Raw genomic sequence first — 14,931 nt, 5'->3', positions numbered from 1 at the left:
CTTTTCGGTGTGTTGAGGGGCGGCGGCACCGGATGATGACCCAGGACGAGGTCGACCTTGTGTTGACCCGTCTCAGCGCGGACTGCGACGCGATGACGGCCGCGCTGGTCGACCTCGAGGACCACCCAGGGCGGCGGTTGCTCGACGGTGCCCAGCTGTCCGGCGTCACGCTCGCGCGGTGGACGGCGGCCAAGGCGCAGTCCGCGCGGCTGTGGGAGGACTTCGAGCGCTATCGGAGCATCCTCGACCGGGCGAGGCAGGTCCGCGCGCGCCGCGGCCGCCCAGGCAACCCCGAGCTGACGGAGCTGACGGAGCTACTCACCGGCCGGGTCGTCGAGCGGTCCACCGCAGCGATCCCGTTGCCGCAGCGGGCACTCACCGGGCCGGCGACCCGCACCGAGCGGGTCACGCTGCCCGAACTGGTCGAGCTGATGACCTCCAGTTATCACGAGGTCGCCGAGGTGGTGGCCGACTCCGAGGCGATCTGGTCGGCCTTCGCGCGGCGGCTGGACCGCGCGGAGGACACGGCCCGCGCCGCGCGGGCGCTCGCCGACTCGCTAGGCCTGCCAGACAGACTCGCCGCCGTGTCCGCCGAACTGGCCGACACGCGGCTGCTCGCGTTCTCCGATCCGTTGTCGCTCGCGACAAACACGCACCAACCGGACTTCTGTCGGGTCACCCGCGTCGAGGACGACCTCGCCGCGGCGCACACCGAACTGCGCTCGCTCGCCCGGCTGCGCGAGGACCTCGCCGGGCAGCTGGCCCGCGCGACGGCGGCGGTGCGCAAGGTGGCGACGGCCGAGGCGGACGCCGAAGCCGCTCGCGCGGAGACCGAGGCCAGGATCGGCGCGCCGCGGCCGATCCGGTTGGCCAGCGCGCTTCCCGCGCTGCGGCGGCAACTCGACCTCGCCGCGCGGTCCGGCGATCGACACGACTGGCCCGGCGCCGCCGAGCACCTCGCCGGCCTTGCCGGCGCCGCCGGGGCGGCCCTCGACCGGGCCGCCTCGGCGAAGGACAGCGCCACGGCGCTGCTGGACCGCCGGGCCGAGCTGCGCGGCCGGCTCGACGCCTACCGGGCGAAGGCGGCCAGGCTCGGCTTCGCCGAGGACGCCGACCTCTCGTCGCTGCACGCGGAGGCGCGCGCCCTGCTCTGGACCGCGCCCTGCGACCTGCCGGCGGCGACGCGGGCGCTGAACCGCTACCAGAAGACTCTCGCGGACAAGGGATTACAGCGATGACGGACTGCGGCCAACCCGGGTGTGGCGGGCGGATCGAGGACGGGTTCTGCACGGTGTGCGGCATCGCGCCGCCGGCAGGCGGGTCCGGCGCGACACCGGCTCGCGCGGCGAGTTCGCTGTCCGTGTCGGTGTCCAGCCGCAGCACGCGCACCGGGTCGACGCGGTCGAGCAGGTCGAGCAGGTCCAGTAGGCGCGGGCGGCTCGGCGCCGGCCTGGTCGAGGTGCCGCCGGTGCCCTACCGGGACCCGGCGACGGCCGTCATGGCGAACCCGGAAGTCGTCGAGCGCAAGCGGTATTGCAGCAGCTGCAACGAACCGGTTGGGCGCGGCAAGGACGGTCAGCCCGGCCGCACCGAGGGGTTCTGCCGCAAGTGCGGGACGGGCTTCTCCTTCTCCCCCAAGCTGGTCGCCGGCGATCTCGTCGCCGGGCAGTACGAGGTGCTCGGCTGCCTCGCGCACGGCGGGCTCGGCTGGATCTACCTGGCCCGCGACCACAACGTGAACGACCGGTGGGTGGTGCTCAAGGGCCTGTTGGACACCGGGGACGACGACGCAATGGCCGCCGCCATCGCGGAACGGCAGTTCCTCGCCCAGGTCGAGCACCCGAACATCGTCCGGATCTACAACTTCGTGCAGCACCCGGATCCCCGCACCGGCGGGCAGGTCGACTACATCGTGATGGAGTACGTCGGCGGCCAGTCGCTCAAGGAGCTGCGGGCCGCCGAGGGCCCGGACGGCAAGCTCGCTCCCCTGCCGCTCGGCCAGGCCATCGCCTACGCGCTTGAGGTGTTGCCCGCGCTGGGTTATCTGCACAGCCTCGACCTGTTGTACTGCGACTTCAAGCCGGACAACGTGATCCAGAGTGAGGAACAGCTCAAGCTCATCGACCTCGGCGCGGTCCGGCGGATCGACGACGAGGACAGCGCGAGCTACAAGACCGACGGCTACTGCGCGCCCGAGCTGGAGGACGACGGCCCCTCGGTCGGCTCGGACCTGTACACGGTGGCGCGCACGCTCGCCGTGCTCACCTTCAACTTCGACTACACCGGTGTGCACCGCGCGAGCCTGCCGGACGCCGCCGACGAGCCGGTACTGGCCAGGAACCCCTCCTTCCACCAACTGCTGCGCCGGGCCACGGATCGCGACCCGAACAGGCGGTTCGGCTCGGCGCAGGAGATGGTGGAGCAGCTGACCGGCGTGCTGCGCGAGGTGCTCGCCGCCGAGGACGGCCAGCCGAGGCCGGGGCTCTCGCCGCTGTTCAGCCAGGAGCGGCGGGTGTTCGGCGCGGACACCGGCGACTGGCCGGCCGCGCCGCGGCCGGGCGAGGTGGCCGCCGCGCTGCCGGTGCACCAGGTGGACACCGACGACCCGGCCGCTGGCTTCCTGGCCACCTCGGCGGCCGGCCGGCCGGCCGAGGTCATCGCGGCGCTCACCGCGTCCGGACTGTCCACTGTGGAGGTTTCGCTGCGGCTGGCCCGCGCGCAGATCGAGAACGGCGATCAGGAGGGCGCGGCCGCGTCGCTGCGCGCGCTCTCCGCCGAGGACCCCGACGACTGGCGGGTCTCCTGGTACCTGGGCTTCGACGCGCTCGCCTGCGGGGACGCCGGCCGCGCGAGGGCCGCGTTCGGCACGGTGTACCAGCTGCTGCCCGGCGAGGCCGCGCCGAAGCTGGCGCTGGCCGCCACCGAGGAGTGCGCCGGCAACCTGGCCGACGCGGCCCGCCACTACGAGGTGGTGTGGCGCACCGACCACGCGCACGTGAGCGCCGCGTTCGGCCTGGCGCGGGTCCGGCTCGGCCGGCGCGACCTGGCCGGCGCGGTGGCCGCGCTGGAGTCCGTGCCGGCCAGTTCGAGCCACTACGTCGCCGCGCGGGTGGCCGCGGTGTTGGCCAGGGTACGCGACCGCACCGCCGGAGAGCTGACCGTCGCGGACCTGTCCTCGGCCGGTCAGCAGCTCGCCGAACTCGACCTGGACGCGGCGCAGCGCGAGTGGGTGACCGTCGATGTGCTCACCGCGGCCCAGAGCTGGGTGCAGGCCAACCAGTCCGCGCCGCCGCCCCAGGAGCGGGTCCTCGGCTGCGCGCTGACCGACCGCGCGGTGCGGCGCGGGCTGGAACGCGCCTGCCGTGCCCTCGCGCGCCTCTCGGACAGCCGCGCGGAGCGGATCAGGCTGATCGACCTCGCGAACTCGGTTCGCCCGGTCACACTCGTCTGATGACCACGAACCTGCCGTGCCCGGACTGTGGCACGGACGTCAGCCCGGACGACCAGTTCTGCGAGGCCTGCGGCGGTGGGCTCGGCGTCCAGGCGCCCGTCGACGGCTGCGCCGCCTGCGGCGCGACCGAGATCGACCAGGACGGCTTCTGCGCCCGGTGCGGGTTCCGCCGGCCTGCGGCGCGCGACCGGATCGACCTCGACCTCCCCGGGGTCGCCGGAGTCAGCGACCGGGGCCTGCGGCACGAGCACAACGAGGACGCGATCGCGGTGCGCCGGGTCGACGGCTGCGGCGAGGTGGTCGTCGTCGTGTCCGACGGAGTGTCCACTTCGGACAATCCGGAGGACGCGTCGGCGGCGGCCGTCGAGGCGGCGGCGGACACACTTGTCGCCGCGCTGCGGGAGGGCGACGATCCGGCGCGGGCCACCAGGTCGGCCGTTGTCGCGGCGGCGTCGGCGGTCGCGGAGCTGGTGCGGGACAAGCCTTCCGACAACGCACCGGCCTGCACGATCGTCTCGGCCGTGGTGTCCGCCGACCGCGTGACCGTCGGCTGGGTCGGCGACAGCAGGGCCTACTGGCTCGACAGGGATCCCGACGCGCCGTCGTCCTGCCTGACCATCGACGACTCCTGGGCGACGCAGATGGTGGCCGCCGGGCTCGCCGACGAGGAGACGGCCTTCGCCGACAGCAGGGCGCACGCGCTGACCGCGTGGCTTGGCGCGGACGCCGGCGAGGTTCGTCCGCACACCATCACCGTGCGGCCAACCGGACCCGGCGTGGTCCTGGTGTGCAGCGACGGGCTGTGGAACTACCTCTGGGACGCGGACTCCCTTGCCGCGCAGACACTTCCGCTCGCCATGACGGCGCCGCTGGCGAGCGCGCGGGCGCTCACCAGGTTCGCGCTCGAACGCGGCGGACACGACAACATCACCGTCGCGGTGGTTCCTTTCCCACCAAGACCCGCGTCAACCGGGAGCACACAGGAATGAGCACATCCCCCGAATTTCGTGTGGACGTCTACCAGAACGAGTACCTGCCGGTCGGCGGCAGGGAGGTCAACGCCATCGTCACGGTGGCCGCGACCGGCTCGGGCGGCGCTCAGGCGCAGGGCGCGGCGCCGGCCGCCGAGGTGATCATCGTCGACTGCTCCGGCTCGATGAACTACCCGCCGACCAAGCTGCGCGAGGCCAAGCGGGCCACCGCCGCCGCGATCGACACACTGCGCGACGGCGTGCGGTTCGCGGTGATCGCCGGCACCGAACGGGCCGGGATGGTGTATCCCCGGGAGGGCGGGCTGGCCGTCGCCGACGCGCGCACCCGGCAGCGGGCGAAGTCCTCGGTCGCCCAGCTCGTCGCGGACGGCGGCACCGCGATCGGCCGCTGGCTGTCGTTGGCCGACGAGTTGTTCCGTGGCCAGGACGACGCGATCCGGCACGCGATCCTGCTCACCGACGGCCGCAACGAGCACGAGAGCCCCGCCGCGCTGGAGCAGACGCTCGCCGCGTGCCACGGCCGGTTCGTGGTGGACTGCCGGGGCGTCGGCACCGACTGGGTGGTCGACGAGCTGCGCAAGGTCGCGAACGCGATGCTCGGCACCGTGGACATCGTCGCCGACCCGGTCGGCCTCGAGGCCGACTTCCAGGCGATGACGGCGACCGCGATGGGCAAGTCCGTCGGCGACGTGCGGCTGCGGCTGTGGACCCCGCAGGGCGCGACGATCCGCTTCGTGAAGCAGGCCGAGCCGACCGTGCTCGACCTGACCGGGCGGCGGATCGCGACCTCCGCGCAGGTCGGCGACTACCCGACGGGCGCGTGGGGCACCGAGAGCCGCGACTACCACGTGTGCGTCGAGGTCAACCCGGCCAAGGTCGGCGACGTGATGCTCGCCGGGCGGGTCAGCCTGGTGTCGGTCTCGCCGGACGGCCGGGACGAGGTGCTGGGGCAGGGCCTGGTGAAGGCCACCTGGACCGAGGACACCGCGCGGTCGACCAAGATCCACCCCGTGGTGGCGCACTACACCGGGCAGGCCGAGCTGGCCGAGGCCATCCAGGAGGGCCTCGAGGCGCGGCGCGTCGGCGACCTGGACACCGCGACGGCGAAGCTGGGCAGGGCCGTCGCGCTGGCCGCCAGGTCCGGCAACACCGACACGGCAACGCTGCTCGCCAAGGTCGTCGACGTGGACGACCCGGTGACCGGCAGGGTCCGGTTGAAGACGAAGGTGAGCCAGGCGGACGCGATGACGCTGGACACCCGCTCCACCAAGACCTCGCGCGTGCGCAAGAGCTGACGGGAGACCCCGCGCCATGCCTGCCTGTCCTGACGGACACGACTCGACCAGCACGGACTACTGCGATGTGTGCGGTCGGCAGATCTCGGCGGACCCCTTGTCCGCCACCACATCCACGCCTCTCGCCGGTGTCGGGACCGAGCCGTGCCCCGCGTGCGGGGAGCCCCGGACCGGGCGGTTCTGCGAGGGGTGCAGCTACGACTTCGTCGCCGCGCAGCCCGTCACCGCAACGCCGCCGGCCCCGCCGCCCGTTGACCCGCCCATCGACTGTCACACGGGTGGCGAGCCGACCGGCCCGCCGGCCGCCGAGTGGACCGCGGTGGTTCGGGCCGACCGCGCGTACTTCGACGCGGTGCGGGAGCAGGACGGGCCCGACGCGGCGACCATCAGCTTTCCGACGTACTGCCCCAACCGGGTCTTCTCGTTGACGGGTCAGGAGATTCGCATCGGCAGGCGCAGCCGGAGTCAGGGCGTAACGCCCGAGATCGACCTGAGCGGCCCGCCGCAGGACCCCGGCATCTCGCACCTGCACGCCGTGCTGCTTGCGCGGCCGGACGGCGGCTGGATGTTGCTGGATCCCGGTTCCACCAACGGAACCACGGTGAACGCGGACCAGGAGCCCGTGCCGAACGACACGGCGATCCCGGTGCACGACGGCGACGAGATCCACCTCGGCGCCTGGACGACCCTCACGCTCAGGGCAGGCGACCGATGACCGCGACGCTGAACAGACCTTCGGCCCCGACGACGCCGACCGACCAGAGGACGACCGGCCTGCTGGCGAGCGTGCGGCGGCTGTTGTTCAGGTGGCGCACGCCGTCCGTGCTCAGGGCGCTGACCGGGGTCATCCTGGTGCTCGCGGTCGCCTGGGGCGTCGTGGTGGGCGGCGCGTTCGGCGGGGTGCGCGACGGGCTGTCCGTGATCGGGCACCAGGCCGCGCCGCAGGTCGCCGCCAGCGCGGACCTGCGGTTCGCGCTGAGCGACCTGGACGCCCAGGTCGCCAACGTGCTGTTGGTCGGCACCGACGCCGAATTCGCCGGCAACCGGCGGCAGGCGCTGGACACCTACGAGAAGCGGCGTGTCCAGGTGGACGCCGACGTGCAGCAGGTCGCGGCGAACGGTGGGGCCGACCCGTCCACCCAGCGGTCGATCCGGACCGTGCTCGACGACCTCGGCCGCTACGAGGCGCTGGCCGGCGAGGCGTTGCTGCTCAACGAGAACTCGCACGATCCGGTCGGGCGGCCGGGAGCCAAGACGCTCGATCTCTATCGGCAGGCGACCGGCGTGATGGCGCACGCCCTCAAGGCCGCGCAGGAGCTGACCAACGCCAATCACCGGATCCTCGGCGACGCCTACGCCGTGAGCCACGGCGACACGTCCTGGTCGCAATCGCTGGTCATGCTGCTCGGCATCCTGGTGTGCGGGGCCCTGGTGCTCCTCCAGCTGTATCTGCGGTGGCGGTTGCGGCGGCTGGTCAACCCCGCGGTCGCGGTCGCCACGCTGCTCGTCGCGTGCCTGACCGTGGCCGCGATAGTGTTGCTGGTCAACGAGCAGGACAAGCTCAAGGTGGCAAAGAAGGACGCGTTCGACTCGGTGGTCGCGCTGTCCGAGGCGCGGGCGCTGAGCTACGACGCGAACGCCGACGAGAGCCGGTACCTGCTCGACCAGGACCACGCGGCCGACTACGAGCGCGCCTTCCACGAGAAGGCGGAGCAGATCGCCACGCTGCCCGGTGTCAACGACCTTGGGCAGTACGTCCAGGCCCTGGACGACGCAGCGGCGAGGTACCAACGAGATCCCCGCGACGTGCGGTTCGACGGGCTCTTCGGCACCGAGGTACGCAACGTCACCTTCGACGGCGAGCAGGCGGCGGCCGAGCACCTGCTGGCCGCGTACTCGACCTACCAGCGCGACGACCAGGGGCTGCGGTCGCTGTCGCGCAGCGGTCAGCTGCGGCAGGCCGTCGCCTTCGACGTCGGCACCACGTCCGGCACGTCGAACTACGACTTCGGGCGGTACGACGAGGCGCTCCAGTCGGTGATCGCGATCAACAAGCAGGCGTTCGACACGGCGCTGAGCGAAGGCGAGGCCGCGCTCAGCGGCTGGACCTGGCTGATCCCCGGCCTCGCGGTGCTGGTGATGTTGGCGCTGGTGGTCCTCGGCGTGCGGCCGAGGCTCGCCGAATACCGATAGTTCGCTGAATACCGGTTAGTTCGCCGAGTACCGGCGGTTCCCCCAGTACTGGTGGGTTTCAGTCCGCCGGGATCGCCGCGGCCGCCGCGACGGCCGCGGCGAGCTGGCGCGCCAGCGTCTCGGTCAGGGGCGCGTGCCCGATCAGCAGGCGGTACCACATCGGCCCGAACACGAGGTCGACGAGGAACTCGTCGTCGGCTGGGCCGATCTCGCCCCGCGCCCGCGCCCGCGCGAGCAGTTCGCGCACCACGTCGCGACGGAGCTCCACGTGTTCGCGCCGGTACAGCTCGGCGAGCGCCTCGTCGTGCAGCGTCTCGGCGATCACGGCGCGCAGGACGGCGCCGATGCCGGCCGTCAGGCTGTCGAAGGTGTCGCGCAGCAACGCGGCCAGGTCGCCGGCCAGGGTGCCGGTGTCGGGCACGGGGATGTGCCGGGCGCCATGCTCGGTGAGGGCGCCGACCAGCGCCTGCCCCCGCCCGCTGTAGCGGCGGTAGACGGTCTGCTTGGCGACGCCGCTGCGCGCGGCGATGCCCTCCATGGTGACCGCCTGGTAGCCCTGTTCTGCGATGAGCTCGAAGACCGCGAGCCGGATCGCGTCGTCGACGGCGCGGTCGCGTGGTCGGCCTGCTGGCATGTGCGGATCCTAGTTGCCGCACCAGCCACTTGACATACGCACCGTCGCGTATTTTAATTTGTATACGCAACGTGCCGTATTGGAAAGAAGTGCTGCGGTGTCTCCCTCGACCACGATGCCGGCCCTACCGCCCCGACCTCGTCCTCACCTCATGCCGAACCCGGCCGGGAAAGCCGGCCGCGAGCATCGCCCTGCGGTAGGCCTCCAGCGCCCCCGTCGTGTCGCCCGTCTCCTCGCGGAACACCGCGATCCGTTGCCACAGGTGGGGTTTCGCGCGTCGCGACTGGTCGACGGCGTCGAGCAACGCGGCGGCCTCGTCCATCGCGGCGGTCGCGGTCCCCGGGTCGCCGTCCGCGTGCGCGGCCTCGGCGAGCGCGACGACGGCGTACGGCTCCTCGATGCCGCGGAGGCCGCGAACCCGGTCCGCCGCGGCTCTGGCGTAGGTCATCGAGAGCCCGGGATCGCCGAGCAGCAGCGCGGTCTCGGCCATGGCCACCTCGCACCTGGCGACCCCCGTCGGGTTCGCCACCTCGAGGAGCGACCCGTGCGCCTCCCGCAGTATCGCCAACGCCCTGGCCGCCTCCCCCGGCTCGGCGAGGGCGAGGACGCTGCCGTACACGGCGCGCAGCGTGGCGATGTTGCGCTCGTGCCCCGTCTCGCCGATCAACGCCAACGCCCGCTCGGCCAGCAGGCGCGCATCCCCCAGCCTGCCCCGGTCGTACGCGACGAGGGCGGCGTTCCACATGGCCGACCCCCTGGCCAGCGGGCTGCCCATCTCGTCGGCCGCGGCGAGCAGTCTGCGCAGCAGCGCCTCCGCCCGCACCACGTCGCCGCGGCTGCGGTACGCCCCGGCCAGGGTGACGCCGAGCCGGATGGTCTCGTTGGTCCAGTCCAGCCCGAGTTCCTCGACGACGCCGAGCGCGCGCTCCCCGAGCTCGATGGCCGCCGACTCGTCCCCGGCCATGCCGTAGCAGCGGGCCGCGTCCATGTTCCGCTCCGCCCACTCCGCGCCGCCGGGGTCGGCCTGCCGCGCCAGCGCGTCGAACTCGGCGATCGCATCGTCGAAGCGGTTGAGCGACTCGAGCGCGCGCGCCCTGCCGAGGCGGGCTCTGGCGGCGAACGGCGGCGGCCCGCCGGCGAGGACGGCGTCGAAGTCGGCGAGCGCCTGCGCCGAGGAACCGTGGTGCAGGGCGATCTCCGCGAACGCGAGGACGCGTTCGATCTCCTGCCAGGTCGGCGGCTGCTCGCCGGTCTCCAGGTACTCGACCGTGCTGCCCAGCAGCTCGGCCAACCTGGCCACCGTGGCCGAGGTGGCGGCCCGCCGCCCTGACTCGATCATCGACAGCAGCGCGGTGGACAGGCCTGGGCCGGACAGGTACGCCTGAGACAGCCCCCTGGCCAGCCGCAACTCCCGGATGCGGCGTCCCGCCGCGCCGTCGGGTCCCATCTCGACTCCCCTCTCCGTGATCACCCCGATCCTAGCCACGCGAACCGAGATGTGAATTTTGATCTTCACAAGATTTCACAACTGTGCTGGGATATGCCCACCCCCGCCCATCAGCTCGAAAGTGAGCCGTGCCGTGCACACCACCCGATCGACCCCCGCGTTGCTCGCCCTCGCGCTCGGCTACTTCTCGCTCGGCACCGCCTCGCTCGCCGTGGTCGGCCTGAGCGCGCCGATCTCCGCCGACCTGCTGGTCGCACCGGCCACCGTCGGCCTGCTGGTCACGGTCTTCGCGCTGACCTTCGCCGTCGCCGCGCCGCTGGCACCCGTCGTGCTCGGCCGGATGGACCGCAAGCGGCAGCTGCTGCTCGGACTGGCGCTGCTCACCGTCGGCGGCCTCGCGGCTGCGGCCGCGCCCACCTACGCCGCGTTGACCGGCGCGCGGGTGCTCGCCGCGCTCGGCGCCGCGATCTTCGGCCCGGCCGCCTCCGCCGCAGGCTCCCTGCTCGTGCCAGCCGAGCAGCGGCAGCGCGCGCTGACCACGGTGTTCTCCGGCATGGCCGTCGCGACCGTGCTCGGCGTCCCGCTGGCGTCCTTCCTCGGCAACGGTCTCGGCTGGCGGCCCGCCATGCTCGGGGTCGCGGTGCTCGCCGCCGTCGGGCTCGCCTTGGTGGCCGCGATCGTCCCGCCGATCGAGACCGGCACGCGGCCGACAGCGCGGTCCTACCGGACGGTGCTCACCGGCGGGGGCGTGCTGCCCATGGTCGCCACGACGCTGCTGACGCTCGCCGCCCAGTTCACCGTGTACGGCGTCGCCGGGACATACCTCGCCGAGTGCTACGGCGCCGGGCCCGGGCTGGTTTCGGTGACACTGCTGGTGTTCGGCGCGATCGGCGTCGTCGGCAACGCGTCCTCCGCGCGGCTCGGCGTGCGCCTCGGCGGCACCCGCACCGTGACGCTCGCCCTCGCCGGCATGGCCGTGGTCTTCGCCGCGCTGCTCACCACTCCGCCCGCCATGGCCGTCGGCATCGCGGTGTTCGCCGTGTGGGCGTTCTTCAGCCAGCTGTTCGTCGCACCGCAGCAGGCCAGGCTCGTCACCCTGCTGCCCGACCAGCGCGCCATCGTGCTCGCGCTCAACGCCTCGGCGCTGTACCTGGGCATGAGCCTGGGCAGCCTGCTCGGCAGCACCCTGCTGCCACGGACGGGGGCCGCGCTCGTGCCGGCCGTCGCCCTCCTGTTGCTCGCGTCGGCTGGGGCCGCTCACGCGGCGTCGAGCCGGCGCGTTGTCCCCACCGCAGTCCCGATTTCCTGAGGAGAGACCCATGTCCGCCAACACCGATCTCGTGCGCGAGTACCTCCAGCGAGTCTGGAACGAGGGTCGTTCCGACCTCGCCGGCAAGCACCTCGCCGAGGACCTGGTGCAGCACAACCCGAACCTGCCCGACGGCAGCGCGGCGGTGGCTGCCTTCGTCGACGGCTTCCGCCAGCAGGTCCCGCAGGGCCGGTTCGAGATCCGCCGCACGGCGGAGGACGGCGACCTCGTGTTCGCGCACAGCCACTTCACCGCGCACGACGGCGACCTCGGCATGGCCGTCGTCGACATCTTCCGCATCGCCGACGGCCGGATCGCCGAGCACTGGGACGTCAAGGAGTCCGTGCCCGAGACCACCGCGAGCGGCAACAGCGTCGTCTGAGTCACGCCAGCACTGAGTCAGGTAAGCACTGGGGAGTCGAGAAGTGAACGCAGTCAACGGAAAGGTCGCGCTGGTCACCGGCGCGGCGACCGGGCTCGGCGCGGCCACCGCGCGGCGCCTCGCGGCGGACGGGGCCGCGGTGATCGTCAACCACCTGCCAGGACAGGAGGGGGAGGCAGGTGAGCTGGTCGCCAGCGTCGTCGACGGCGGCGGCCGGGCCAGGGCCGTGGCCGCCGACATCGGCGACACCGCACAGCTCGCCGCGCTGTTCGACGCGGCCGACGAGCACTTCGGCGGCCTGGACATCCTGGTGAACAACGCCGTCCTCCCGGTGCTCAAGCCGATCGCGGAGGTCACCGAGGAGGAGTTCGACCGCAGCTTCCGCGTCAACGCTCGCGCGCCGTTCTTCGCCATGCAGCTCGCCGGCGGGCGGCTGCGCGACGGCGGCCGGATCATCAACATCTCCTCGCACACCACCGGGCTGTTCTTCCCGCGCTACGGCCTCTACGACGGGGCCAAGGGCGCGCTCGAGCAGTTCTCCAGGGTGTTCTCGAAGGAGATCGGGCACCGGGGCATCACCGTGAACGTGGTGTCCCCCGGGCCGACCGACACCCCCGAGTTTCGGACCAGGCCGGCGGAGTTCATCGCTGGCCTGGAGAAGATGACCTCGATGGGCCGCATCGGGCAGCCGGACGAGATCGTCAACGTGATCGCGTTCCTCGCCTCCGCCGAGGCGAGCTGGGTCACCGGCCAGAACATCCGCGTCAACGGCGGAGTCGTCTGACTTCCGTTGCCGCACACCAACAGCGAGCCGCGCCGGGCAGTCCACCGCCCGGCGCGGCTCGCGCTGGCAGTGCGCGCGCCGACCGAGGGGTCAACCGTCGGAGGCGGCCGTCTCGCGGTGCCGCAACCGGTCGCGCAGCTCGGTCTTGAGCACCTTGTTGGTGGAGGACAACGGCAGCGAGTCGACGAACTCCACGCTGCGCGGGCACTTGTAGCCCGCGATGGTCAGCCTGGCGTGCTCGCGAATCGCGTCCTCGGTGACCGAGGTGCCCTCGCGCAGCACCACGACGGCGTGCACGCGTTCGCCCCACCGGTCGTCCGGCACGCCGATCACCGCGCAGCCCGCGACGGCGGGATGCGTCGCGATCGCGTTCTCCACCTCGGCCGAGTACACGTTCTCGCCGCCGCTGACGATCATGTCCTTGAGCCGGTCCACCACGTGCAGATAGCCGTCGCCGTCGAGGAAACCGAGGTCGCCGGTGTGCATCCAGCCGTTGCGCAGCACCGCAGCGGTCTCCGCCGGCCGGTTCCAGTAGCCGAGCATCACGTGCGGTCCCCGGCAGACGATCTCGCCGATCGTCCCGCCGGGCACCGGCGCGTCCTGCTCGTCCACTACCCGGACGTCGGCGTGCACGCACGGCCGGCCAGCCGACCGCAGCCTGGCCGCGTCGTGATGGTCGGCCGGCAGCAGCAGGGTGGCCAGCGGGGACAGCTCGGTCATCCCGTACGCCTGGGTCAGCTGCACACCCGGCAGCCCGGCGATCGCCCTGCGCAGCAACGACTCCGGCATCGGGGCAGCGCCGTAGTTGACGTTGACGAGGCAGGTCAGGTCGTGCTCGGCGAAGTCGGGCTGGTCGAGCAGCAGCTGAATCATGATCGGCGCGAGCGCCGTCTCGTTGATCCGCAGCTCCGCGATCACCCGCAGCACCTGCGGCGGGTTGAAGAACGGGATCAGCACGTGCGTGCCGCCGCGAATCAGCGCGACCAGGAACAGGCCGATGCCGGCCAGGTGGAACATCGGCATCGCGTGCAGGTACCGGTAGTCCTCGACCATCGGCTCCGCGTGCCGGGTGAGCAGCCCGCCCATCGCCGAGGAGAACAGGTTGGTGTGACTGAGCATCACGCCCTTGGGGAAGCCGGTGGTGCCGCCGGTGTAGAAGACGCCGGCCAGCTCGTCCGCGTCGGGCTCGACCGCCTCCACCGGTTCGGCCGCGGCGATCAGCGCCTCGAAGCCTGCCATGCCATCGGGTGTCGGCCCGTCGCCGCAGTGGATGACCGTGTGCAGCGACGGGCAGGCGCGCAGCAGGCCGGGCACCAGCGCGGCGAACGCGTCGTCGACGATCAGCAGCGCGGTGTCGGAGTCGGCCAGCGAGTAGGCGATCTCCTCGGCGTTCCACCGGATGTTCACCGGGTTCAACGCCGCGCCCGCCCACAGCACCCCGAGCATGCTCTCCAGAAAGCGGTCGGAATTCAGCCCGAGGATCGCCACCCGCTGCCCCGGCCCGGCGCCGAGCGTGCCGAGCGCCGAGCCGAGGCGGGCGGTGCGGTCGAGCAGTTCGGCGTAGGTGCGCGTCCGCGCCCCGTCGATGGTGGCGACCCGATCAGGGTGCTGCGTGGCGGTTCGGTGCAGCGCCTGCGTGATGTTCATGGGCAGCCTCCGGAGGGGGTCCGAGCACGACGCGCCCTCCAGCATCACACGAACCTCGTGCGCCGCAACGGGTCCGTGCCCCGTTTGACCCTATTCGCCCCAGCCGCTACCCGGATGCGGGCCAGTGCTTCGCCCTTGAGGACGGGGGTGAAGGCCCGTGCTGGGCGGGCCGTCAAGGCCCGGGCAGTGCCTGACACTGGGCGGTTGTGCTGCTCGAGGTGGGCGTGCCACAGTGCCGGGGTGTGGGAGTCACTCGAACGTGATCTTGCGTGGGTTCGCACACGTGTTCGATGCTGGTGGTGTGCAGCTCCGTTACAACTTCCGCGTGTGCCCGACACCCGCCCAGCAGCAGTCGCTGGCGCGGGCGTTCGGGTGTGCGCGGGTGGTGTTCAACGACGGGCTGCGCGCACGGCAGCGGGCACGCGAGAACGGCGAGACCTACATCTCCGACGGGGACCTGTCCAAGCTGGTCATCACCGCGGCCAAACGGACGCCTGATCGTGCCTGACTGGGTGAGGTGTCCGCAGTCGTGCTGCAACAGGCCCTCGCGGACCTGAACACGGCCTACCGCAACTTCTTCGCCTCACTCTCGGGCACACGCAAGGGCCGCAAGGTCGCTCCGCCCCGGTTCCGGTCCCACAAAGACCACCGGCAAGCCATTCGCTTCACCCGCAACGCCCGGTTCGCGATCCTGGACAACGGGAAGCTGCGGTTGCCGAAGGTCGGTGACCTGCGGGTGCGCTGGTCGCGGCCCCTGCCCTCGGACCCGTCCTCGGTCACGATCGTGAAGGACGCGG

The 14,931-nt window shown here is 72.3% G+C and carries 13 protein-coding genes and 1 pseudogene; 11 read left to right on the top strand and 3 right to left on the bottom strand.

The window, feature by feature from the left end; translation table 11 throughout:
- Window positions 1-32: 32 nt before the first annotated feature.
- From F0L68_RS28760 to F0L68_RS28735, 6 genes are read left to right on the top strand one after another with little or no spacing between them, the layout of a single operon-like run.
- A complete protein-coding gene (locus F0L68_RS28760; protein ID WP_149852970.1) occupies window positions 33-1,238 on the top strand; it encodes a hypothetical protein in 1,206 nt (401 codons plus the stop codon).
- A complete protein-coding gene (locus F0L68_RS28755; RefSeq protein WP_149852969.1) occupies window positions 1,235-3,451 on the top strand; it encodes a serine/threonine-protein kinase in 2,217 nt (738 codons plus the stop codon). Before F0L68_RS28760 ends, F0L68_RS28755 begins: the two co-directional genes overlap by 4 nt.
- A complete protein-coding gene (locus F0L68_RS28750) occupies window positions 3,451-4,440 on the top strand; it encodes a PP2C family protein-serine/threonine phosphatase (RefSeq protein ID WP_149852968.1) in 990 nt (329 codons plus the stop codon). Before F0L68_RS28755 ends, F0L68_RS28750 begins: the two co-directional genes overlap by 1 nt.
- Window positions 4,437-5,738: a vWA domain-containing protein gene (locus F0L68_RS28745; protein ID WP_149852967.1), complete on the top strand. Its 1,302-nt coding sequence runs from the start codon at window positions 4,437-4,439 to the stop codon at window positions 5,736-5,738. The genes F0L68_RS28750 and F0L68_RS28745 overlap by 4 nt, the downstream gene beginning before the upstream one ends.
- 16 nt (window positions 5,739-5,754) lie before the next feature.
- A complete protein-coding gene (locus tag F0L68_RS28740) occupies window positions 5,755-6,453 on the top strand; it encodes an FHA domain-containing protein (RefSeq protein WP_149852966.1) in 699 nt (232 codons plus the stop codon).
- Window positions 6,450-7,931, top strand: a complete 1,482-nt coding sequence (locus F0L68_RS28735) for a GlnX family signal transduction membrane protein (protein ID WP_149852965.1) — start codon at window positions 6,450-6,452, stop codon at window positions 7,929-7,931. The genes F0L68_RS28740 and F0L68_RS28735 overlap by 4 nt, the downstream gene beginning before the upstream one ends.
- 58 nt (window positions 7,932-7,989) lie before the next feature.
- On the opposite strand, the gene F0L68_RS28730 is transcribed toward F0L68_RS28735, so the two are convergent.
- Together F0L68_RS28730 and F0L68_RS28725 are read right to left on the bottom strand one after the other, a co-directional pair.
- Window positions 7,990-8,565: a TetR/AcrR family transcriptional regulator gene (locus F0L68_RS28730; protein WP_149852964.1), complete on the bottom strand. Its 576-nt coding sequence runs from the start codon at window positions 8,563-8,565 to the stop codon at window positions 7,990-7,992.
- A 124-nt stretch (window positions 8,566-8,689) separates the two neighbouring features.
- A complete protein-coding gene (locus F0L68_RS28725) occupies window positions 8,690-10,012 on the bottom strand; it encodes a helix-turn-helix domain-containing protein (RefSeq protein ID WP_149852963.1) in 1,323 nt (440 codons plus the stop codon).
- A 133-nt stretch (window positions 10,013-10,145) separates the two neighbouring features.
- Here F0L68_RS28725 and F0L68_RS28720 point away from each other — a divergent pair, with 133 nt between their 5' ends.
- Genes F0L68_RS28720 through F0L68_RS28710 form a run of 3 tightly spaced genes read left to right on the top strand, consistent with a single transcriptional unit; the run spans window position 10,146 to window position 12,487 of the window.
- Window positions 10,146-11,321, top strand: coding sequence for an MFS transporter (locus F0L68_RS28720; protein WP_149852962.1), 1,176 nt, complete (start codon window positions 10,146-10,148; stop codon window positions 11,319-11,321).
- 10 nt (window positions 11,322-11,331) lie between these two features.
- A complete protein-coding gene (locus F0L68_RS28715) occupies window positions 11,332-11,703 on the top strand; it encodes a nuclear transport factor 2 family protein (RefSeq protein ID WP_149852961.1) in 372 nt (123 codons plus the stop codon).
- Between the two features lie 43 nt (window positions 11,704-11,746).
- Window positions 11,747-12,487: an SDR family oxidoreductase gene (locus F0L68_RS28710; RefSeq protein WP_149852960.1), complete on the top strand. Its 741-nt coding sequence runs from the start codon at window positions 11,747-11,749 to the stop codon at window positions 12,485-12,487.
- Window positions 12,488-12,577: 90 nt separating this feature from the next.
- On the opposite strand, the gene F0L68_RS28705 is transcribed toward F0L68_RS28710, so the two are convergent.
- Complete coding sequence (locus F0L68_RS28705; protein ID WP_149852959.1) at window positions 12,578-14,134, bottom strand: long-chain-fatty-acid--CoA ligase; 1,557 nt, start codon at window positions 14,132-14,134, stop codon at window positions 12,578-12,580.
- 301 nt (window positions 14,135-14,435) lie between these two features.
- Here F0L68_RS28705 and F0L68_RS43745 point away from each other — a divergent pair, with 301 nt between their 5' ends.
- Both F0L68_RS43745 and F0L68_RS43740 read left to right on the top strand, forming a co-directional pair.
- Window positions 14,436-14,642 carry a helix-turn-helix domain-containing protein gene (locus tag F0L68_RS43745; protein WP_223199219.1) on the top strand — a complete coding sequence of 69 codons (207 nt, stop codon included), beginning with the start codon at window positions 14,436-14,438 and terminating at the stop codon, window positions 14,640-14,642.
- Window positions 14,643-14,663: 21 nt separating this feature from the next.
- Window positions 14,664-14,931: pseudogene (locus tag F0L68_RS43740) on the top strand (RNA-guided endonuclease TnpB family protein); the annotation flags it as partial.

It is taken from the genome of Solihabitans fulvus (assembly GCF_008386585.1).
GTDB classification, from domain to species: Bacteria; Actinomycetota; Actinomycetes; order Mycobacteriales; family Pseudonocardiaceae; genus Solihabitans; species Solihabitans fulvus.
The sequence above is the reverse complement of the archived record's forward strand: the minus strand, read 5'-3'. Positions and strand labels throughout refer to the sequence as shown.